Source organism: Pseudomonas sp. AC255, assembly GCF_979258175.1.
In genome coordinates, this window is record NZ_OZ409841.1 from 4,451,862 (window position 1) to 4,473,596 (window position 21,735).

General features: G+C 57.9%; 14 protein-coding genes and 2 pseudogenes. 5 read left to right on the forward strand and 11 right to left on the reverse strand.

Translation table 11 applies throughout. The features are described 5' to 3' along the window. Positions 1 to 206 precede the first annotated feature (206 nt). The 9 genes and pseudogenes from ACZZ0K_RS20240 to ACZZ0K_RS20280 form a co-directional block, all read right to left on the reverse strand. Positions 207 to 1,535 (reverse strand): McrC family protein, encoded by a 1,329-nt coding sequence (locus ACZZ0K_RS20240; protein ID WP_463559283.1) that lies wholly within the window; start codon positions 1,533 to 1,535, stop codon positions 207 to 209. Next, complete coding sequence (locus tag ACZZ0K_RS20245) at positions 1,532 to 3,526, reverse strand: McrB family protein (protein WP_463559284.1); 1,995 nt, start codon at positions 3,524 to 3,526, stop codon at positions 1,532 to 1,534. The genes ACZZ0K_RS20240 and ACZZ0K_RS20245 overlap by 4 nt, the downstream gene beginning before the upstream one ends. A gap of 4 nt (positions 3,527 to 3,530) precedes the next feature. After that, positions 3,531 to 4,226 (reverse strand): M48 family metallopeptidase, encoded by a 696-nt coding sequence (locus ACZZ0K_RS20250; protein ID WP_272603697.1) that lies wholly within the window; start codon positions 4,224 to 4,226, stop codon positions 3,531 to 3,533. Beyond that, positions 4,223 to 7,561, reverse strand: a complete 3,339-nt coding sequence (locus ACZZ0K_RS20255) for a type I restriction endonuclease subunit R (protein WP_463559285.1) — start codon at positions 7,559 to 7,561, stop codon at positions 4,223 to 4,225. Before ACZZ0K_RS20255 ends, ACZZ0K_RS20250 begins: the two co-directional genes overlap by 4 nt. Positions 7,562 to 7,577: 16 nt before the next feature. Beyond that, entirely contained in the window at positions 7,578 to 8,888 is a 1,311-nt protein-coding gene (locus ACZZ0K_RS20260) for a restriction endonuclease subunit S (protein WP_463559286.1), read from the reverse strand. Continuing rightward, complete coding sequence (locus ACZZ0K_RS20265) at positions 8,881 to 11,622, reverse strand: N-6 DNA methylase (protein ID WP_463559287.1); 2,742 nt, start codon at positions 11,620 to 11,622, stop codon at positions 8,881 to 8,883. Before ACZZ0K_RS20265 ends, ACZZ0K_RS20260 begins: the two co-directional genes overlap by 8 nt. 46 nt (positions 11,623 to 11,668) lie before the next feature. Further along, a pseudogene (locus ACZZ0K_RS20270) lies at positions 11,669 to 12,582 on the reverse strand (WYL domain-containing protein). An 895-nt stretch (positions 12,583 to 13,477) separates the two neighbouring features. Continuing rightward, complete coding sequence (locus ACZZ0K_RS20275; RefSeq protein WP_463559288.1) at positions 13,478 to 14,467, reverse strand: YagK/YfjJ domain-containing protein; 990 nt, start codon at positions 14,465 to 14,467, stop codon at positions 13,478 to 13,480. Positions 14,468 to 14,800: 333 nt separating this feature from the next. Next, the gene (locus ACZZ0K_RS20280; protein WP_122752959.1) at positions 14,801 to 15,031 is read right to left on the reverse strand and encodes a helix-turn-helix transcriptional regulator; all 231 of its coding nucleotides are present in this window, start codon (positions 15,029 to 15,031) and stop codon (positions 14,801 to 14,803) included. Positions 15,032 to 15,571: 540 nt separating this feature from the next. Here ACZZ0K_RS20280 and ACZZ0K_RS20285 point away from each other — a divergent pair. The 5 genes and pseudogenes from ACZZ0K_RS20285 to ACZZ0K_RS20305 all read left to right on the forward strand — a co-directional run bounded on the left by ACZZ0K_RS20285 (position 15,572) and on the right by ACZZ0K_RS20305 (position 20,651). Further along, positions 15,572 to 16,423 carry a hypothetical protein gene (locus tag ACZZ0K_RS20285; protein ID WP_463559289.1) on the forward strand — a complete coding sequence of 284 codons (852 nt, stop codon included), beginning with the start codon at positions 15,572 to 15,574 and terminating at the stop codon, positions 16,421 to 16,423. 487 nt (positions 16,424 to 16,910) lie between these two features. Continuing rightward, entirely contained in the window at positions 16,911 to 17,759 is an 849-nt protein-coding gene (locus ACZZ0K_RS20290; RefSeq protein WP_258707573.1) for a hypothetical protein, read from the forward strand. 237 nt (positions 17,760 to 17,996) lie between these two features. After that, a complete protein-coding gene (locus ACZZ0K_RS20295) occupies positions 17,997 to 18,584 on the forward strand; it encodes a GNAT family N-acetyltransferase (RefSeq protein ID WP_258707572.1) in 588 nt (195 codons plus the stop codon). 282 nt (positions 18,585 to 18,866) lie between these two features. After that, positions 18,867 to 19,793: pseudogene (locus ACZZ0K_RS20300) on the forward strand (methyl-accepting chemotaxis protein); the annotation flags it as partial. Positions 19,794 to 19,937: 144 nt separating this feature from the next. After that, positions 19,938 to 20,651, forward strand: coding sequence for a methyl-accepting chemotaxis protein (locus ACZZ0K_RS20305; protein WP_371915160.1), 714 nt, complete (start codon positions 19,938 to 19,940; stop codon positions 20,649 to 20,651). 411 nt (positions 20,652 to 21,062) lie between these two features. On the opposite strand, the gene ACZZ0K_RS20310 is transcribed toward ACZZ0K_RS20305, so the two are convergent. Together ACZZ0K_RS20310 and ACZZ0K_RS20315 are read right to left on the reverse strand one after the other, a co-directional pair. Continuing rightward, positions 21,063 to 21,482, reverse strand: coding sequence for a type II toxin-antitoxin system VapC family toxin (locus ACZZ0K_RS20310; protein WP_041477894.1), 420 nt, complete (start codon positions 21,480 to 21,482; stop codon positions 21,063 to 21,065). Then, a complete protein-coding gene (locus tag ACZZ0K_RS20315; protein WP_258707571.1) occupies positions 21,479 to 21,724 on the reverse strand; it encodes a FitA-like ribbon-helix-helix domain-containing protein in 246 nt (81 codons plus the stop codon). Before ACZZ0K_RS20315 ends, ACZZ0K_RS20310 begins: the two co-directional genes overlap by 4 nt. Between the last annotated feature and the right edge of the window lie 11 nt (positions 21,725 to 21,735).

Consider the following 21,735-nt stretch of genomic DNA (forward strand, 5'->3'; position numbering starts at 1 on the left):
GCCGGCTGCGTGACCGCATTAGCATTGATGATTCTGGTAGTGCGGCTTCCGTTATTGCTGGCAGCTGTGCTGTTGGCATGTTGGGTCTTCAGCCGACTGCAACGATCTTCACGCTAAAGTCTGTAGAAGCCAGGACGAGCAGCCAAAAGGCTAGCCGTCCTGGCTTTTACAAATCTTTTCTTTTTTCTGCTTAACGCAGCAGCCGACTAAGAAACCTCTTGCCTCAGAGTTAGGTCGTTCATAACCGACCGGATAAAAAAGTCATTGAGCGCAGGTGAAGTGGGAAGCATCAACTGCCGACTTTTCAGGCAAAACGGCAGCACCCAGAGCCGCATCCCATTGGTTTTGGGAAAATCAAAAACTGGCAGTGGATCGTTGAAAGCGTCCGTCTTCGGGTAGATCAATACGATGTCCCCGGTGCCATCCAGGTAGTGGTGACCATAGGCGTACAGCTGATAGAAGTCTGCCTGGCTAAGTTGGTATTTCTCGCGCCCGTTCTTCTTCGCCGAATCCAGTAGCTTCCACTTCGTGTCCAGGACCAAGTGTGTGGTTTGCTTCTGCTTTACTAACAGGTCGGGCTTCAAGCGGAACCATCGCTGATCGCCGTGCGCAACGAGGTGCTGGCTGCTTGCCTGTGCCTTCAGAACGAAATCATCGCGTAATTGCCTCGCCAAGTGCTTCTCGACATAGGCCTCGAACACCGCCTCCATAGGAAACAGCAGCGACGGTGCATGATGCTTTCCCATTCCAGAGATAGGACTGAGGCCCTGCAGGATCAGCTTCGCCCAGTCCAGTGCAGACTCGTAATAGCCCATACCTCGATCCAGTCTGATCCGCTGAATATCCAAGGGAACATCAACTGATAGCGGAACATCCGTGAAGACGAAACCGAGTTCGCGAGCGACACGCTGGCTCTCTTGCGATCTGCACAGAGTGAGCACATGGCGAAGCGCCGTGTGAATCAGTCGGTTCTCTGCGCGGTCCTGCGAAAACTCGTCATGCTCAGTGAAGAACCGATCTCGCCTGATCAAATTCTGGGAGATCTGTCGCGCCACTAACAACCGGCCACGAAGTGCAAAGAGGTTGTCCTGTCGCGCGACATAGTCACTGCGCAGCCCGCGCTTGATCAGCGAACCGACGGCCAACAGGAATTGCCGGATGAACACCTCCAGGAGAGGCATGCGTTCAGCGACCAAGTCTGCATTGGCTGTTTTGATGTGTCGAAACCCGGCCAGGCACTTCAACATCTCGATGAGGAGTGCACGCGCTTCATCAGGTGACGTATTCCTTCCTGTCTTTGGCAGTACCTCGATCTGGAATCCGCATGGGGCACGAATAACGCCGACATAGCTGGTGACCTGAATAGCGCGCTGGCCCTTCAGTTGGGTCGGCTTGAGCCAGCCAGGGGCATTTTCATCACTTCTAAGAGACTGTGTGTCCAGCCATGCGAAGACACGCTTTGGCACAGTAAGCCCGACCGCTCCGGCCTTTGCTTCGACGACCTTGTCGAACTCAAAGATCGTCAGGGAATTCATTCGGCGGTCACGTCAGGTTTGACTGCATAAATGCCGACATACGCGTCTGGCTCATCAAGAGCAGCAGCGTTCAATTGGTAGCGAGAACGAATCGCGTACTGATCCAGCTCGTGCTCACGGCCAAAGAGCGCCAGTAGATCCTCTTCGCGGCCGATTTCATGCACGAACTGATGCTCCTGCTTCGGCTTCTGGTTATCCCCCAGGACCAGTCGAATCTTCTGCCAGTCCTCGAAAAAATACTCCTCCAGCAGCGGAATGATCTTGTTCTTGAATACGGCCTTCAGCTCATTGAATCTATCGGCTTCTGGCAGATCTTTGAATCGCGTGAAGTAGGCATGCCCCACGGTGTGGTCACGGTCGTACAGGGCCTCGATCCGCTTGTTCAGCATGGTCAGCAACTGCTCGATGTTGATGTCCACGCCGTTGTGGGAGACGCTGGTGCCTGCCAGAACCGAGGGCTTTGGCATTGACTCAATGAACTCGAAGCGACGGCGAAGCGCGGTGTCGACCAGTGCCAATGATCGGTCTGCTGTGTTCATGGTCCCGATCACATCAACATTCGAAGGCGCGCTGAAACTCTCTGCGGAGTAGGGCAGCGTCACAGCGACGGGATACTTGGCACCCTCGCGCTTGTCCACTTCCACGAGTGTGATGAGTTCGCCGAAGATCTTGCTGATATTCCCTCGATTGATCTCGTCGATCACCATCGCGTACTGCCGAGACGGGTTCTTGCGCGCCCGGTCGCACAATCTCAAGAAGGCTCCAGGTTTGATCTCGTAGCGCACCTCACCATCTGACGCGGCGGCTGGCTCACTGTCCGCCGCGCGCTTTTTGCCACGCTTGGCGATCACGGGGCGCAGGCCCTCGACAAACTCCTCGTACCCGTAGGACTGATGGAAGGTGACGAACTCGTAGCGCTCGCCGTACTCGGCATCGGTGTAATCCGACACGAGCAGAGCTTGCAGGTCGAATGTCTTGCCGGTGCCGGGCGGGCCGTAGTAGATGACGTTTTTTGGTGGCTTGTCGCTTTTGGGCTCGTCTTCAATGTCGTAGTCATCGGGCCAGTAGCCGTTGCGCCCCGCGCGCGGTCCGAGCTTGGCCGGCCAACTGCCTTCATCTTTGTCAGCAGCTTCGAAGAGCTGAACCAGCTCGCTGGTGAGATCGGTTTGCTCAAGCTCATCCAGCCCAGCAAAGGCAGACCAACTGACCCGGATGCTATCTTTGCGCAAGAACAGCCATCCGACTGGCCCGCCTTTGATCGCTCCCTTTTCCTTACGTCCGAAGCGTAGCTGGCTGTTGGTGGCCCGAGTGAACCACCAGTCCAACCCCATTTCGTTGACTGCACGGGCAAGTCGCCCGAATAGCTCTGTCGTCGTGGCGGTCCACAGTGGTTGGCGTTCGACGAAATCCTCGTGCCCCTGGAAGTGCGTCAGCAGGCTTTCGTTGTCGGCATCAGCAGACAGCCCCAACTGATCAGCCAGATCGTCGTAGCTGATTTTGAAGTTCTTGATAGCCTCCGCGCTCCAGTCGACCAGCGCAGTAAAATCAAGTGCGAGACCGTCGTCGGCAGACTTGATGGCCACAATGGGCGAAGACTTCAGCGGCCCTCGAATCTGTTCGTACTTCTTGCGCAATACCGGGTCATCGACCTTGATATCTACCAGATCAATTTTGACTACAAAACCAAGGTCGGCATCGATTCCTACGGTGTAAGCCAGCCCCTCAGGTGCGTTGTTTGACGGGTAGATCCGGGCCCAGTTGTAGGGAATGAATTTCTTCTGCCATTGATCTGTGGGCTTGCGAACGGTCTTGGTCCAACCATCCGTAAAAAGTTGCTCTTGCAGCGCCTCTGCCCACTGCTTGGTGACGTCGTATGCCTGCCCCAGCTCCTCGTAGACGCGCTGCTGCTCCGGGTTGGTCTTGTCATAGACCGTCCCCTTCCACTTGTTCAGCAGCTTGAAATGGTCATTGTTGAAATAGTTCTGTGCCATCGTCTCAAATCCCTTCTACGTCTATGCCGTGTTCTGCCAGCCAGATCTTTCGCCGCTCGAAATCGGGCAAAGCGCGTTCGACCCGCTGCCAGAACTCTGGCGTGTGATGCGGTTGATGCAGGTGCGCCAGTTCATGCACCACTACGTATTCGGCAATACGCGGGGGCAACAGGATGGTCTTCCAGTGGAAGTACAACCAGTCGCCTTTGCCGCATGATCCCCAGCGGTAGCCCAAATCCTGCACCTTCACACCAACGGGCCGGACCTCCATGCGTGCCACGTAGTCCTGCACCTTGTCCCACAGCCAAAGCTTGGCCCGGGCGCTGTACCACTGAACCAAATGGGCCCGTGCGGTCTCGACCAGGTCGCGGCGCAACATGAAGCGGCCATTCAGCAGTTTTAAAGCCGTGTCCTGCTCATCCACCAATCGCAGTCGGTAGCTGCGACCCAGGTACAGAAAGCCCTCGCCATCGACGTAGCTCTTGGTCGGTACCGCCTTTTGCAGTCGATCCTTCTGTGCCAGCTTGGTGTAGATCCAGAAGCGTTTCTCAAGGACGAACTCGCGCAGACGTTCCTCTTCGACATCCGGCGGTGCCGACAGCACCAACTCACCGCTGCGATCCACGGTGATCTGCAGCGTTCTGCGCCGACTGCTGGGTTTCAGCTCGAAGGAGAGGTCGTCTACGGTCAGCACGCTCATGCCTTGGTCAGCCTCTCATGGTTGGCGCGGGCCAATTCCAGCACGCGATCTTTCAGGGCGGATACATCACCAGGCGCAACCAGACGGGATGTGCGGAGCGTTCTGAAGATGCGCGCCCCCAAAGCGTCTTGCGCTGGCCGCTTGTGCGGCTCCCAGAAGGTGTCAGTCAGTTCGCCAGCAATCATGTCGACCAGCTCCACGGTCAGGTCGCGGATCTTCAGCAACTGCTCATCACTCGGGCGCTCGGTGCCCACCACGGACTCCAGCAGCATGCGCAGGAAGGGCACGTAGTGTTCAGGCATGTCGGGCAGGCCCGCGTCATCGCTGGAGGCACCCGTGCGCATGTCGCTGATGATCTTCTGCAGCGCCGCAATTAGGTCATCCCACTGATCCGCCAGCGTCTTAAGGATCTCGTTCAGTCGCTCACTGAGCTTGCGAAACAGCACCGGGTCCTCATCCAGATGTTTGCGGATGTGAGAGCGAATGGCGTGTTCCATCTCAGACGCCTTGGCGCGGTCATTCGCCTGGCGCGACAGATGCGTGTCGAACTCCGCGTCAGTCAGCGCAATCGGCGGAATCTTGGGATCGACACCCAGCGAAATCACATGGTCGTCGATCAGCTTGCGGACCTTGGCGCCTACGTCCTTGCCTAGAACCGGCGTGTCCTTGTAGCGGTTGCGGGCTCGGGCGTAGATGTACGAGAGAGTCTTGGCATCCTTTGAGAAGGGCAGGCCCTCAGGGCGCGGCAACACCATGTCCAGCGAACCTAGGAACTGCTTGAGCTTGACGGTGAACTCAGCTCGTAGCCGTTCGTCAGCAAGCACTTCAACGCAGGTCTCAACGTCTTCGAGTGACTCGATGTCGCGGCTGCGGAACAGGTCCACCACACGCAGGTGTCGGTCGCGCAGTGCCGGCACTTCGTCTTTCAGGCTCTGCAGGGCACCCTGGATGTCCTCATCGGAGTAGGCCGCCAGTGCTTCTTTCAGGTGCTGGGCGACGCCGTAGTAGTCCACCACGATGCCGCAGCGCTTGCCGAACCCAGTGCGGTTTACGCGGGCAATGGCCTGCAGCAACTCGGCCTCGCGGATCGGGCGGTCGAGGTACATCACGCCTTCAATCGGCGCATCGAAGCCGGTCAACAGCATCGACTTCACAACCAGGAAGGCTAGCGGATCGGTCTTCTGTGGCTTGGCGTGGAACAGCGGCTTCTTGAAGCGCTTGATCCGCGTCTCGTTGGCTGCCAAGTCCGTCCATTGCTTCCAGGCCGAATCGTCGTTGTTGCCACTGGAGATCACCGCCGCGAATTCGATGTTCGTCAGGGTGTCGCGGTAGCGCCAAGCCTGCACGATGGCCTGCACCTTGGGCGGCCGCTGACACAAGGCTTCGTCGTCCAGCGCCTTGTCTTCGGGCGGAAGTGCCTCGGCCTCGGCTAGTAGTTCAGCGCGCGCGGTTTCAAATGCAGCCACGTAACGTACCGCCGCTAAACGACTGTAGGCCACCACCTGCGCCTTGTAGCCGTTGGGCAGGATGTTGGTCAAGTAGTGCCGCAACATGTCGCGCGCCTTGTCCGCGATCAGCAGCGGGGCGTCGAAGATCGGTCCCTTGGTGGCGTACTTCTGCTTGATCGCCTCCAGCTCCTCGGCGCTGCGCTCGCGGAACAAGTCCTCGAACAGCTCGTCCAGACTGGCCCCGTCCTTGACGGCACCTTGCGCGGTACGCCCCTCGTACAGCACTGGCACGGTCGCGCCGTCTTCCTCGGCCTCTTTGATCGTGTAGCGGTCGATGAACTCGCCGAAGATCTCGTGGGTGCGCTTCTTGTCACCCATGATGATCGGCGTGCCGGTGAAGCCGATGCGCGCGCAGTTGGGCAGCCCGGCCAGCAGGTTGGCGTGCAAGTCACCCGCCTGGGTTCGGTGTGCCTCGTCGACGAGCACGAGAATGGTTTCGTCCTCGTTCAACACCTCGAAGGTCTTGGCGGCTGGCTTGGCTACATAGGCTACCGCCGTAGGCTCCCTCACCGCCATCTGCCCGTCTTGCCAGCCCTCCGGGATGTCGTCCTCGGTCAGACCTGGCTCACCGGCGGCATCTGGATCACGGTACTTCTGAATCGTGGCAAACAGCAGCCCTGGGCCCTTGCGGCGCACCAGCTTCTGCACGGCCACCGTTGATGTGGCCACTTCCACCACTTCGCCGGTCAGCGTCGCCGTAGCGCTGAGCTGGTCCTGCAGGTCTTTGCGGTCGGTCACCACCACCACTTTGAAGCGGCGCAGGACGGCGTTGGTGCGCAGCTTGCGCACCAGGAACACCATGGTCAGCGACTTGCCCGAACCCTGGGTGTGCCAGATCACGCCACCGCGCCGGTCATACTCGCCATCCTGCAGACGGGTTTTGCCGCACTGCAGGCGTTCGATCGCCTTGTTCACCGCGCGGAACTGTTGATAGCGACACGCCACCTTGATGATCTGCCCACCGGCCTGCATGAACAGGGTGAAGTGACGCACAATGTTCAGCAGGTTCGCCTTGTTGAGCATGCCAGCCACCAGGCGCTGCTGCTCGGACAGTGCGGCCACCCCCAGGGTGGCGGCAATGTCCTCTTCGCGGGCTGGGGTCACGGTCTTCCAGCGGGCGAAGTGCTCGAACAGGCCGCCGATGGTGCCTACGCGCGCCTCGTCGAAGCTGGTGGCGATTAGCAGCTGGTTGGTGAAAAACAGTGGCTCGTTCCCCTCGTTGTCTTCCACCTCGTAGTTGGCATGCCGCTGGTTGCTGTACCGGCGCAACTGGTCGATGGCTTCACTCAGCGGCTCTGGGAAGGACGGGCTCTTGCACTCCACCACCACCAGTGGAATGCCGTTCACTAGCAGCACCAGGTCCGGCACGATGAAGGCCTTGCCGCTGTTGTAGCCGGGCGGGCAATCCACGCGGTATTGATTGACGACCGTGAAGGTGTTGTTCTCGGGCGTGTCCCAGTCGATGAAGCGGATGGTCTGGCCACGCCCGCCATCCCAGCCCGGCAGGCCGTCGACCGTGATGCCCAGCAGCAGCAACTCCGTTGCGGCCTGGTTGGCTTCGATGAGCTTGGGCCGCGCAATGCGCGTGATCGCAGCGACCGCTTCGGAGATGCGACCCTCGTCCAGCCAGGGTACGAATGCGCCATTCACCTCGCGCAGATTGATCTCTGTCAGCTTGGCGCGTAGCACGCCTTCCTGGATCACCTCGGTGAAGTTCGCACGGCCGGTGACAGCGGGGTCATCGATGCTGCCCGCGATGTGCGTCCACCCCAGGCCTTCCAGTTGCTCGACGAACGGCCTTTCGACGTCTTTGAGTTCCCATCCCATGGTCTGACCCTTCTTCTTATGGCGCCATCAAGGGCGTGACACGGACGCGGCCGGTGAGGAGGTCGTCAATGACCCCCGCTTTCTCTTTCTGGCGCTTGTGAAGCTCAAGTTGCTCAACCGCAAGCCTGGTCAACAGGGCGCGAAAGCGACTGACAATTGCAATCTGCTCATCCCTGGTCGACGGCATGGGCAGTTCAAACGTCTCGACGTCTACTTTTGTGATGTTCGGATCTTTCCGCGTACTGGCCGCAACTCGCTTCCACCTCGGCCGTCCATGTTGAAGCGCACGTAGCACGTACTCGGGCACAACGTCAGGGTCGTTGATCGTCACGGTGCTGATTGCCTGGTTTGTCGCCGCAGGAACCCCCAGCATTGCCGTTCGTCCAATCTGCTCCCACCCACCGTACATTGCGATCAAGACTGAGTCCGCAAGCAGAATCGAGCAGGAGCTCTCCCGGAGTGCTGCGACCGTGATGCATTCATCTGTCTTGCGGATGATGTCTTCGTTCAGATCAAGCGTCTTTACCCACGGCGTTCCTTCCGGGTGAAAGTAGCGGTCGGCCTTTCCGCGTGAGGGAGTACTTCCGGATCTGATTTCACCAAGCGAGGCGACAGATCGCAGAGTCCAGTCCTTGGGTATCCAGCCCAACCTGGATTCTTGGTAGAGGTGGGGTGCCTGATCATGGCCCGGGCGCAATTCGCCATTGGCATCCACACCTCGCGTCAGCAGGTCATGAAGCAAGCCCTGCTTGACCTGCTTCAGCTTCTCGACGATGGCCTCAGTCTTGCGGATTGCGCCATCAAGAGTATGGAATATTCTTAAGAAGTCGTTTTGCTCTTCAATACTTGGAACAGGAAGCGAAGTCGCTGCGAGTTCCGTCCTGCTCAACTCGACCTGATTGGTTGACCCAGCGTAACAGAACCGCTCAAGATGGTTTTGGGCCCAAGACGTTCTGAGAACGGCATCAAGCCATTCACCTCGAAACTGATCTGGCGCGGAGCGCAACAACGTAATGTGGCCGTCGACGATGAAGTCCTTCGAGCTATCAAAGACGCAGGATCGGCCAATCGTTCCGGTGCCCGTGGAATTGAGAAGTACATCGCCGACTTCTGGCTTCAGTACATTGCCCATTGCATGACTTGAGTGTGGCCTCGCAAAGGCAGGATCAAATCCAAGCACGGTGACACACCGTTGGCCAATTGCCAGCACATCGCTATGTTCGACATAGACTGGCGCTGTTCCCCTTGAGATTGTTGAGCACATACGTTCCAAAGTGCGCTCCGGCCATCCAGCCTCGTTGGGGATATCAATAACCGAGTCAGACATAGCCGAGCCCCTTCAGGAACCGCTGCAACTGATTCGCAGCTATGTCGCGATCCTGCTCAATCTCGGTCAGCGTCACCTTGTACTTGTCCCACCAGTTCTCGAAGGCCGCCACGATGAGTTGACGCTGGCCGGTGACGTAGCGCTCCACGATCCGCTTCATGTCGTCGTGCAAGATGGTGAGCAGCAGCTTGGCGGCGTCCTCGGGCGCAAGACCGTCAACTGCCGAGTTGAGGTGGTCGGCGAAGACCTTCTTGCGGTCGGCCAGCTCCTTCTTCACGTCCTTGAGGGCGTTGCGCAGCTCGACGAACACCGCAAGCTGGTCGAGGATGGGCTTGAGCGTCGCCTCAATGGCTTGCTGCTTTTCAGCCTGGACGAGCAGTTCTGCGTCCTGCGCAGCAATCTCGGTCCGCAGGGTGGCGATCTCGGCAGCGTTCGCCTGCTGCGTCTTGGGCTTGTCGAGCTTCATCAGGGCACTGGCATTGGCCTTTTTGTCTTTCTCAATCGCCTTCACGACCCGAGCGATTTCTTTGATCTTGGCCTCAAGATCCTTCTTCTGGGCCCTGAGCTGGGCCTCATCCACGGCATCGTCGTCCTCGGCCTCGGCGGCTTCAGGGTCTTTGCCGCTTTCCTCTTCGCTCGCGTCGTTGGCCTTAATCTGGGCCTCAAGCTCGACCTTCTTGGCTTCCAGCTCCTCGATCTCATCGACGAAGTTGCCCATCAGGAACTTGACCAGCTTGTGTTCCAGTGGGCTTTCCTTCTTGGTCTTGTCTTCCAGCGCAGTGACGATGCTGGTGCGCCACGCATCGACCACGCCATGCGAGCCGCGCGCCATCAGGGTGAGGAAGTCGTACTTGGTCTGGTTCCAGAATCCGGCCACGATGCCACGCACCTGGAAGGGGTCGAGCAGCCCAATCTGTTCCAGTGAGCCGCTGAAGCTGGCCAGCAGCTCGTTGCGCAGCGCCACGAAGCTATGTGCCCCCGCCAGATCGGTGATGCGCTGGCTATGGGCCGCCCACCAAGCTTCGAAGGCGGCGCGGATGGCGGCTTCCTTGGCCTGCAGCCCAACGTTGGACTCGATGGCGGGTTTGAGCTCGGTCTTTGCTGTGAAGCTGGGTTTGAAGTCGTAGTTGGTACCGTCCCGCTCGACGAAGATGTCCATCGGGTTCAGGCCGTGCGCGTCGAATAGGGCCTTCTTGTTCGGATGCGCCACTTCGGCCTTGGGGACGCCACCCAGCAGATGGGCGCGCACGTCATGCGGCTCGGGCGGCGGGGCGTTGTCGGCATAACGGCGAATGTTGAGGTTGTAGCCGTTGGCCTTGAGCGTGGCGGTGTCCACGATGGCCGAGAAGCCCGGCTCCTCTTTGAAGGCCTCAAAGGTGGTGACGATCTTCTCGATGTGCTCAGGCATCAGAAAGCTCTGCGCCCGACCCTCAAAGTATTCGCGGTCGGCGTTGATGAACAGCACCTTACCCTGGCGCTCCTTCGGCTTGCCGCTGACCCGTTCCGCGCCGTTCTGCACCTGCTGTCTCAGCACCAGGATGCACGCCGGGATGTTCGTGCCATAGAACAGGTTGGGCGCCACGCCGATGACGGCTTCCAGCAGATCCTCTTCGATCATGCCGGCGCGGATGGTTCGCTCCTCGCCGCCCCGGAACAGCACCCCGTGCGGCATGACGGTGGCAATCTGCCCGCCATCGGCTAGCACCGCGACCATGTGCTGCAGGAACATCATGTCGGCCTTCTTGGCCCCCAGCGGCACCTCGCCGTAGTTGAAACGCTCGGCGCGGAACTCCGGTGCCCAGGCGGACTGGCCGCTCTGGTCTTTGTCGGTCGTGCCCCAGGGAATGGAGAACGGTGGATTGGTGAGGATGCGGTCAAAGCGTCGCAACTCTCCGCCTTTGACGTGCTGGGGCTTGGCCAGGGTGTCTTCGTTGTGCAGGTCAGCGGTGCTGATGCCATGCAGCAGCATGTTCATCTTGGCGATGGACCACACCGTGCCGTTGGCCTCTTGCCCGTAGAGGTTTGCCTTGCGCCCCTCCTGGCCTTGCTCATCGATGTATTCCTTGGCGGAGATCAGCATGCCGCCCGAGCCACAGCAGGGGTCGTAGATGTGGTGTTTCAACTCCGGTTTGATTAGGCGAACCATCATCCGCACCACCGAGCGCGGCGTGTAGAACTCGCCGCCTTTCTTACCGGCGGAGTCGGCGAAGTCGCCGATCAGGTACTCGTAGGCAGCGCCCAGCAAATCCGGGAACTCAAAGTCTTCGTTGCGCAGTCGGTGCAGGCTGAAGTGGTTTATCAGCGAGCGCAGCTTGATGTCGGGGATCTTGCTCTGGCCGACCTTGCGGGTGAAGTTGATGTGCTCGAGCACGTCGTAGAGACTGGTGTTGCCTGTCTCCAGACCGGCAAGCGCCTTGTTCAGGAAGTCACCGATGTTCTGGTGGGCCTCGTTGAGCAGGTACTCGTAGCGCGACTGGGGTGGCACCCAAAAGGAGCCTTCCTCCATGTACCAGTCTTTCTGGTTGGCGCTCTCGATGGCCTCCGCCTCGCTCAAGCCGGCCGCCAGCTCCTCCTTGATGATCTTCTCGCGGTGCTGGTCAAAGACGTCGGAGCAGCGCTTGAGGAACAGCATCCCGAAGATGTATTCCTTGAACTCGGAGGCGTCCATCTTGCCGCGCAGGATGTCGGCGGCTTTGAAGAGATGGCGCTCCAGCTGTGGCAGGGTTAAGGGCATGTAGGGAATCCAGTCAAAGTCGGTTGTTCTGTATTGGCGCGGCGCATCAGTCAGCCTTGCCCATCATGTTTTGTGCGTCGGGTGATCGGTAACCAGGGGCCAGCATTGCGTTCTTTACGCCGTAGAGCGCTAGATGATCCTTCAGCCAGAGTCGATATTCGTGGCCTCGCAGGCTGTGGTCTGGCGAGCAGTCCACACTCCATTGGCGCAGGATGTACCCGGCTGTAGCAGCACGAAGCTTCATCCGCAGCACGCCACCATCCATGCTGTAGTCCATCTCGGTGATCTCCGGCCGGGGCAGGTCTGGATGCGGTACCAGTTCCAGCTCGACGATCCGGGTCCACTGGATGTCTTGATTGCTCATCTCAAAGGCCGCAACTAGCTGCCCCTTGAGCACGACGGCGTGTGAGATCCGGGTAATGACGAAATCCCGGAACTCTTGGGACTTCCGGTCGAAGGCGCGGACGTGCCAGCGTAGGCCGTTGTCGATAAGTGCGAACGGGACGATCTCTCGCTCGGTGCGGCCACTGGAGATGGAGTGGTACTCAATGCTAAGTGGACACGCATGGTGGATCGCACGGGTCACGCTCGCCAGCACATCCAGATCCGGGAGGGCGAGCCGGGACGGGCTCTCGCTAGCCACCCACGCCTTGAGCCGCATCGGTTCGCCGTCACCAAAACCCTGAGTCAGCCACGACAACACCCGCCCCGGGGGAAGTCGAAGACCGACTGGAAGTCCGGCCCGAGGACGTAGGACTTGCCTTTGGAGTCGTAGTCGATGTTGCCGGAGGCCAGCTCCTTGTACAGCGCCAGATCCCTGGATGCGGCGGCGGACTTGATACCAAACCGCGTCACCAAGTCCTGGCGGCGTATTTCCCCACTGAAGCGCACGCGCAATTCCACGAACGCGAGTCGATCGCGTTGTGGCTGGGTTAGATCTGCAAACTGTTCGTTCGACAACCTGGCTGGCTCGTTCGTGTTAGCGAATGCTTGTGCTTACCTCTGAGGGAAAATACATACCCACTCTTAGAGCACGAACATTACCCTATTTTGATTTTATGTGCGTTGCATTCTGATAACCACAAATCTAGAGCTGAGGTTAGCTTTTGCCGCAAAGCGCCCCTCAATCCCAGGCGGATCGCAGACCGAACCAGGCCATTACCGTCCGAGTGCTAGCTCATGCCTTGCCACAGCTCATTGGACTCGACAACAGCTATAAATCGTCCAGCAAATCCGTCAGGGAACAATGAATTCTGACCCTCCTCGTCAAACTGATCCATCGGCCGGAGGAGCTGCTTCTCGTCACGCAGAATGACCTCTAGTGCCTCACGGGATACCACTCTGAACGCATCGACTGATTGCCCGTCGATCTCAATGGAGGCGTCGACGATCCAGGCCCACAGGCCCGCCTCAGGATGCTGACCGTTGCGGCCCAACCTGAACCAAAGATCTTGATCAGACCCCAACGCCTTAGGGCTAAGCTGGCCAGCTCGGAGCGAGCGACCGCAGCCACACCACGCCAAAACGGTGCCGACGTCAGGCCTATCGCGTGGTCAAGTGCAGTGGGGTTTTTACCTGTAGGCCGCTTACCCGAGAAATGATGCAGGCTTTCATCAAGAGCACAACCCTTACTGGGCTCAGACTGCTTCCTTGCACATACCGACCGGTAATGCTGCCGGCATCGCTCCCGTTTCTCTGTCATCCCACAACACTCACGTCAGCCTTAGATTCACGACCGTAGCCTAAACCATCGGCTGACCAGGACTTCACAGGCACGGTGCTAGCACCCGGCACGCTGGCAACACATCGGATCACCAGCGCGAGCTTGAGCTATCAACCCAACCTACCTGATGAGTTACGTTCGCCCTTGAATGGACCGCTTAGTCATCCCGGAAACCCTCCTTGTCAGCCCCTTACGCAAGCAACGAGCGCCTACTGGCTTGAGCCGCAGATGTTGATCATTCTTGACCAGGTAACGCATGGCGTAATGCACGTTACCCCGCGCGCCCAGGTCACGCCTGTGGATCAGGCCAATCCCCAGCCTGTCTTGATGTTTATCTTTTTCGAGGTTGCAGTTGTTGAAGCAGCCCTGACCACGGGTGATGCTCTGCCACAGCTCTCCGATCCGCTGTGCCCTGTAGATGTCGGCACTCACTTCAGCGCCGTTGAAGAAGAAAGCAGCATGGATGTGATACCCACGATCCTCGCCTTGTTCAACGCTGCAGATGTAGCCGGTTTCATGATCGAAAATCAGGTTACGTTCACGCTCAGCAATCAACCGGTTCAGGTCGTCGAATACGTGCTCCACACGCAACCTAGCTTGGGCCTCAGTTCGGTAATACAGATCAACCCTGACAACGCAGGTACGGGCGTAGCGATCAAGCACGGCATCAACGTAGCGGCCGACCTCAATCTCTTGCTGAATTGCCTGGTAGCGCTGGTCGTGTTCCCTACGCTTGAATCTCTTTTGGGTGAGGAGAGTTCGGATGCTCTTGGTCAGCTCGTTCAGCGCCTCGCTGATGCTCAGATAGCGCGTTTCACTCTCGTTCAAGCAGGTAATGCCAAAGGGACTGCGCTCAACCCCAATGGACTGGCAGGCTTCCTGAAAAAGGCTTAATTGCCAGCTGCGCTGATACTCCGCATCACAATCGAACAGCGCGACCATCTGCACGATCCCATCAAAGTATTTTGACAGCCTAGTTTCACTGACCTGCTCATCACCATGCTTCGAGCATGTGATTCGGAAGGCTTGGCTATCTGTACGCTGAATGGAGTTTACGAGGCGTTCAATACGGATAGCGGTATCGGATTGAGATCGAACGGTGCTGGTGTTTCGCTTGGTCATGGTTGTGTACCTGATTGGGGGTTCGCATACCAGGTACGTGTTTTGTATTTTTTAACTGATGACCTAACCCATAGACCGGGTAATAGATCTCGTGTTGCCATTGAGCTAAGGCTATTGTGTTGTTATAAATTGATAGCCTAGAGCTATATAACTAGATCCCGACCCAAGCCACAGCGGCCATCCAAGGCTGGCCAGGCAATGGGGAGCAACATTGCCGAGCCCGCCGAGTGATTCACCGAGTTTCCTCCTGGGAGAGTTAGCTGAGAGCGCTGGGCTTTTCAGCGGCATAAGCGCCATGACCAGCCTTAGCCGGTCATGGCGCAGATGGTCATTTTAGCTAGCCACGCTTAAGTGGTTGGTCGGGCGCAACGCAGTCCCGTCAGCCAAGTCCCGCTCCTCGATCCTTGCCAGGATCCAGTCATGCACTTCGCTGTCGACCCAGCCGACGCAGCGGTCGCCCAGTGACACCGGTTTCGGGAAGGTGCCTTCCGCGATGTATTTGTAGATAGTCGACCGGGCAAGGCCTGTCGAGTCTATGACTTCTTTCAGACGGATGATCCTCATGAACGGGGCTCCTCGTAATCGTTCAGAGGATTGGCAGAGCCGGTAAAAAAACACTGTAGAACTGATCCGCAGGCGCTCCTACGGTGCACCTTCAAGCTGTGTACGTACATACGTACAGCGCTCTGGTCCCGAGCGCTGACTCACACCCTAGCCCACCTTGTGACTACCCGACCTCACTCAGAAACCGCCCGGACTCACGCAAGGCCCAGCAGAACATCCGGCTTGAGTTTGTACATCAGATCAGTCTCCCCCAGATGCACTTTCGCCCGCCTGAGCGTGGATAGCAAAGCCATGCTTCCAGTAGCCGCGTCCCATCCTGAGCTCTCCTATTGCACAAGGGAAAGCTAAAAGAGACTCTGTAGCCAGCAACAACCTCAACAAACCCCAATGAAATCTGGTGATATCCAAAAAATATGATTCTAGAATCGCTGTAGAATACTTATAGAAATCAACAAGAATCCATCTAGAACAACCATAGAATCAATGTAGAATCATCTAGATTTTGCCCCCATAGCCGCCCCTAGATCCGGATGAGATGACATGGAAATCAACAATCGCACACGCAATAAGGATGCGGACAGGCTGAGCGAGCTACTCCAAGAGCCTCATCAAAACCATCGCCACGACATCTGGTTGTGGCTGTTCCTCTACTACTACAAAGAGGCCAGGCTTGATCTCAGTACCTGCAACGGCCTCACCATGCGTGACGAGATAGCCAGGGCCCTGAGGAGCCAGAGGTTCTTCCAGTCCCGCATCCCTAGACAGAAGGACCGATTCCTACTTCCAAACGAAAAGCTGGACTGGATCGAAGAGGATGAACGGCAGCACCGGTGGCTGATCCGCGAGATCGAACAGATGACTAACCTGCGCCTGCATCGCGACCTAGTCCACCTCACTGGCAGGGATCGCCTCATCGCCATGGTCGACCTTTGGGATGTCGATATTGCTGACAAGGCATCCCAGATCGATGACCTTCACCGGGACTGGCGTAGGCACAAGTCGAAGGACACCGAGTTCGAGTGGTTTGCCGATAAAAAGGAGAGCGAAAGGCGCTGTGTTTGCGCCTGGGAATGGCTTGAAAAGAAGCATCTGTCCCCGCTGCACAGGCAAGCGCCAATCACCAACCACCAAGAGCTGCTGATGTTCTTCGACCAGGCTGATGTAGGCCGTTACGAACGGGCGGCGATGATTCGAGAGATCAAGAAGCGATGGAGCCGTAAGCAATTCGACGAACGCGCCGCAGACAAGAAGCAGGTCAACGTCATGCTCTCGAAAGCAGTGATCGCTCAGCTTGATGCGCTAGCTGAGACGCGTGGCGTGAAACGCGCTCAAATCATTGAGAGCCTGGTGAGGATGGAGGCTGAGTCTGGCTTATACCTCGCCGATGTTTGAATACCGCTCCACCGGCAGAGACCACGAGATCAGCCACAAGGAGCGCCACGCCCCCTGAGCTCAAATCCAGTCACTCGGTATTCCAAAATGTATTCCAATCAAATATCAAACCGAACTTCTCACATATACTTCAACAAGATAGCTAATCCTTTCAGATTACCCCGGCCCACCAACTCTCAACGACAAAGCCCGCCCAGTGCGGGCTTTGTCGCATCTGGGGTTAGTCGAATGGCCGCCCATTTCCTTCACATTCTCAAGCCTGCCGGTGGCTGTGAATGTTCGAAGCGTACTAAGAGGACGCTGGGGGCTGCGGCACCGCTTTGGCTCATCTCCAATTTAACGAAACCAGTTTGGCTGTAAGACGAGTGCGCTTGTGTGATAGCAAAACCACAGCCATCCCCTTACCATTCCGCGGCTGGCTGGAAGCCTCGCAGAGAAAACCGGTTCGCATGTGGAAACTCAACCTGCACAAGGAAGGCAATAAACCATGAGCTTCATCGAAACGATCCAATCCAAGGAAGTCGATATCTACATATCGGCGTTCTTCACCATCCTCGGCCTGATTCTGGGAGCCATTCTGGATCGGGTACTGAAAGGCGATTCTCCACAATCCGCCAATCAGCCGGGCCATTCGGTAAACCTGACCTTCAACACGGTGGTCAATCCACCACCGGGCGTGAACGCCGCCAGCACGAGCCAGGATATGACTCCAGTCATCTGCATGATGATGCTGATCGCCGGGCTGATTTATGTGTTTTTCCGGGCCGAGATACTCAACCTGATTTCCTGGATCACGCTATTCACCATTTCCCTGTGGGCTGGCGGCACCTTGCATAGCCTTTACCGGGGCTTCTTCGCGGGCATTAAGTGGGTCGTTGCGCTGTTGTTTTGCTTGGCATTTTGCGTGGTCGCGACGTATGTCACCGACGAAGCTTTTATGCCCACCCTGGCGCCGCAAAACTTTCAGTACAGCCAGCAGATCATCAATGAGCAGGGCCTGACGGGAATAAAGAAATATTTCGTCTTGCTGGACATGCACTGGTTCTTGCTACACCTGATAGGCGTACTGCTGTTTATCTATACCAGCCTTCGGATGATGCTTTTTTCAACCTACTTCATCGTTGCGGGTGCACATGCCAATAACAACGGTACTCACGAACCTTGGCTTTCCAGAAAAACCCGCAAGTACGCCAATCTGCGCAAAAACATCATCTTCATGCCTATCCTGCTGGTTCTCGCGTACCTGCTTACCTCGGGTCTTGCTTTCGACTGGTTCATCCACACGATGCCAAATCAGGTCAATGCGTTGATGAACACGGTGCTGTATGGGCGCTGATATTTTCATCGTGCGCTGAAGATCGACTGGCGCGACACCAACCCGGTTGGCAGAAGCGACATGAATTTTTCTTCACTGCGCCCAACCGGGACAGCCTGTAAAGTCCACTCGCTCATTCAAGAAACTACGGTTCGCCCGCGCTCCTAGCGGGCTTTTTTCGCCTCGGCTTCTCCATATCTTGCCGCTCCCCACCATATGCGCGACTCTGCCAGCAGATCCCTCGCCAAGGAGCGCTCGATGCCGCTGTTATCCCTGCCCTGCCCGCGCCTCACGCTGGCGATCCTCTCCCCCGATCAAGCCGAGCTCGAAAGCGCGTTCTACCAGCGCAACCTCCGCCACCTGGCGCCGTGGTCGCCCATCCGCACCACCGACTACTTCTCCACCGCCAACATCCGCCGTCGTCTCGAGATCCAGGCCAGTGCCTTCGAAGCCGGGTTAGCCATGCATTTCGCGCTGCTGTCGTCGGACGGTCAGCAGATGATCGGTGCGTGCAATTTCAGCGGAATTATTCGTGGGGCGTTTCAGGCGTGTTATTTGGGTTATCACATCGATGAGGCGCATCAGGGGCAGGGTTTGATGCAGGAGGGGCTGGAGGCGGGGATTGGTTATATGTTCGATGTGCAGAATCTGCATCGGATCATGGCCAATTACATTCCGGGCAATGAGCGCAGTGCGCGTTTGCTTGAGCGCTTGGGTTTTGAGCGCGAGGGGTATGCGAAGGCGTATCTGAATATCGCCGGGCGTTGGCAGGATCATGTGCTGACGGCGCTGGTCAATCCGGGGTTCGAGGCGCCGGATCAGCGCTGGTCGCGGCGCCTGGGTTGAGTTGCGCGAAACCTGTCAGACAAAAATCCTTTCAGCTCTCGGGTTTGCGGCCGATACAGACCTGCTAACACCCCTGCTGGCTCAAAAGAACAACAATCTTCCAGCTTAACTGACGACCAAGAAACCCAACGTTTCTGGAGGATTTGCATGAATAGCTGGTTCGGTAACATCAGCGTGAACATGAAACTCGGCCTGGGCTTCGGCCTGGTGCTGGCCCTGACCTGCGTTCTGGCGCTGACCGGCTGGACCAGCCTCGGCGGCCTGATCGACCGCAGCAACTGGATGAGCGACATCACCCAGCTCAACGCTGGCCTGACCAAACTGCGCGTGGTGCGCCTGCAATACATGCTGACCAACGGCGACGAAACCGCCGCGCAGAATGTGCAGACCACCCTGGAAAGCTTCGCCGCACAGCAACAGGCGTTGATCAGCAAATTCAAGAGTCCGGAGAACGTCAAACTGCTCAAGCAGCAGGCCGCGACCATCGCTGAATACCAGACCTCGCTGAACAAAATGCGCAACGCCTATCGCACCGGCAACTCTGCCCGCGACACCATGAGCGCAAATGCCCAGGCCGCGTCCAATCTGATCGATTCGATCAGCCAGCGCGTGCAGCAGATGGAGTTGAGCGATCAGCGTTTCGAGCAGTTCCAGGCGGTTACTGCAGCGAAGGAAGCCTTCATCCTCGCGCGCTATGAAGTGCGTGGTTACACCGCGACCAGCAACGCCGAGACCGAGCAGAAAGCCGTCGGCCAGATCGACGCGGCCATCGCCAGCCTCAAGCCGCTGAACGCGCAATTTGCCGCGACACAGCAGGATGCCCTGCGCCAATTGGAAACCGCACTGACCAGCTATCGCAGTGCGTTGATGGCGTACAAGAACGCCAACACCGAGGCGGTGCAGGCGCGTAAGGAAATGACCGATCAGGGCACCACCATCGTCGCCCTGAGCGAACAGCTGTACCAGATTCAGCTTGATCGCCGTGACGCCGAAAGTGCCCAGGCGCGCACCTTCCAGTTGATCAGTACGTTGCTGGCGCTGCTGGTTGGCGTGATTGCTGCGGTAATCATCACCCGTCAGATTACCCGCCCGTTGCAGGAAACCTTGGCCGTGGTCGAGCGTATTGCCAGCGGCGACCTGACTCAGAACGTCACCGTTACCCGTCGCGACGAACTCGGCGTGTTGCAGCAAGGCATCGCGCGCATGGGCGTGACCCTGCGTGATTTGATCAGTGGCATCCGCGACGGCGTCACTCAGATCGCCAGCGCCGCCGAGGAGTTGTCGGCTGTAACCGAACAGACCAGCGCCGGTGTGAACAGCCAGAAAGTCGAGACCGATCAGGTCGCCACGGCCATGCACGAAATGACTGCCACTGTGCAGGAAGTTGCGCGCAATGCTGAGGAAGCGTCGCAAGCCGCCGCCGCGGCAGATGGCGAAGCCCGTGAAGGCGACAAGGTTGTCAATGAAGCGATTGCGCAGATCGAGCGTCTGGCCAGTGAAGTGGTGCGCTCGACCGAAGCGATGAGCGTGTTGCAGCAGGAAAGCGACAAGATCGGCAGCGTCATGGACGTGATCAAGGCTGTCGCCGAACAGACCAACCTGCTCGCCCTCAACGCCGCGATCGAGGCGGCACGTGCCGGTGAAGCCGGGCGTGGGTTTGCCGTGGTCGCCGATGAGGTACGCGGTCTGGCTCAGCGTACGCAGAAGTCGACTGAGGAAATCGAAGGTCTGGTCGCCGGTCTGCAGAACGGCACCCAGCAGGTTTCGGCAGTGATGAACAACAGCCGCGCGCTGACCGACAGCAGCGTCGCCCTGACGCGCAAGGCCGGCGCCTCGCTGGAAAACATCACCCGCACGGTGTCGAACATCCAGTCGATGAACCAGCAGATCGCTGCGGCGGCTGAACAGCAAAGTGCAGTGGCTGAAGAGATCAGCCGCAGCATCATCAACGTCCGCGACGTGTCCGAACAGACCGCAGCGGCGAGTGATGAGACGGCAGCGTCGAGTGTTGAACTGGCGCGGTTGGGTGGTCAGTTGCAGCAGATGGTCAGCCACTTCCGCGTTTGATTTTGGTTTTGCGCTGAAGCTGAAATCGAATCGCGGGCAAGCCCGCTCCCACAGGTTTTCGTGGTCGAGCACTGTTGATGTGTTCATCTCGATAACTGTGGGAGCGGGCCGCGATGGCGGTGGGTCAATCAAATCAACATTGCCTGACACTGCGCCTTCGCGAGCAGGCTCGCTCCCACATTTGGATTTCTGTGGGTCACAGGATTTGAGCACACCGCAGATCCCTTGTGGGAGCGGGCTTGCCCGCGATGGCGGTGGGTCAGTCAAATCAACATTGCCTGACGCTGCGCCTTCGCGAGCAGGCTCGCTCCCACATTGGATTTGTGTGCCACGCTGGATTTTGATCCCGTCGCACAATCCCTGTGGGAGCGAGCCTGCTCGCGAAAGCGGTTTAAATGGCAGAGCAGATTTTCAGACCTGCCACGGATTGATCACTTCAATCCCGGAAAACTCGAAATCCCGGACATTACGTGTAGCAATCGCGGCTCCACGATTTCGGCAGATCGCTGCGATTTGCGCATCGGCCATTGCAATCCCCCGCCCTTTCGCCTCTGCATCGGCTACCAGCGTCGCGTACTCGACGGCTGCGTGGGCATCGAATGGCAAAATCCGCCCGGCAAAATCCTCTTCAAACATTGCCAAAGCGTGGGCCTGGAGTTTTTGTTTGCGCTTGCCGGAAGGTAATCGAGCGATGCCGTGCAGTATCTCCGCCACGGTGATTGCGCTGATGACCAGGTCCATGGCCGGTTGCGCATCCACCCAAGCCAACACTTGAGCCTCGGGTTCGATACGCATGAATTCGGATAGAACGTTGGTATCGAGCACTATCATTCAGAAAAATCCACCCCGAGCGGTTTTCCTGTACGCGCAGGCAGATCGAGCTCAGCTCCGCCCTCGGCGCTGAAACGCTGGTGGATCCGACTGCCCAGCCCTCCGGCACGATCAACCGTGGTGAGCGCTCGGCCCAGAATCAGCCGAGCCTCTTCTTCCATGGAATGTCCGTTGTGTGCAGCGGTAATGCGCAACTGCTCCTTGAGCTTCTCGTCAAGGTTTCGAATAGTGATGCTGGCCACGTCGCCCTCCT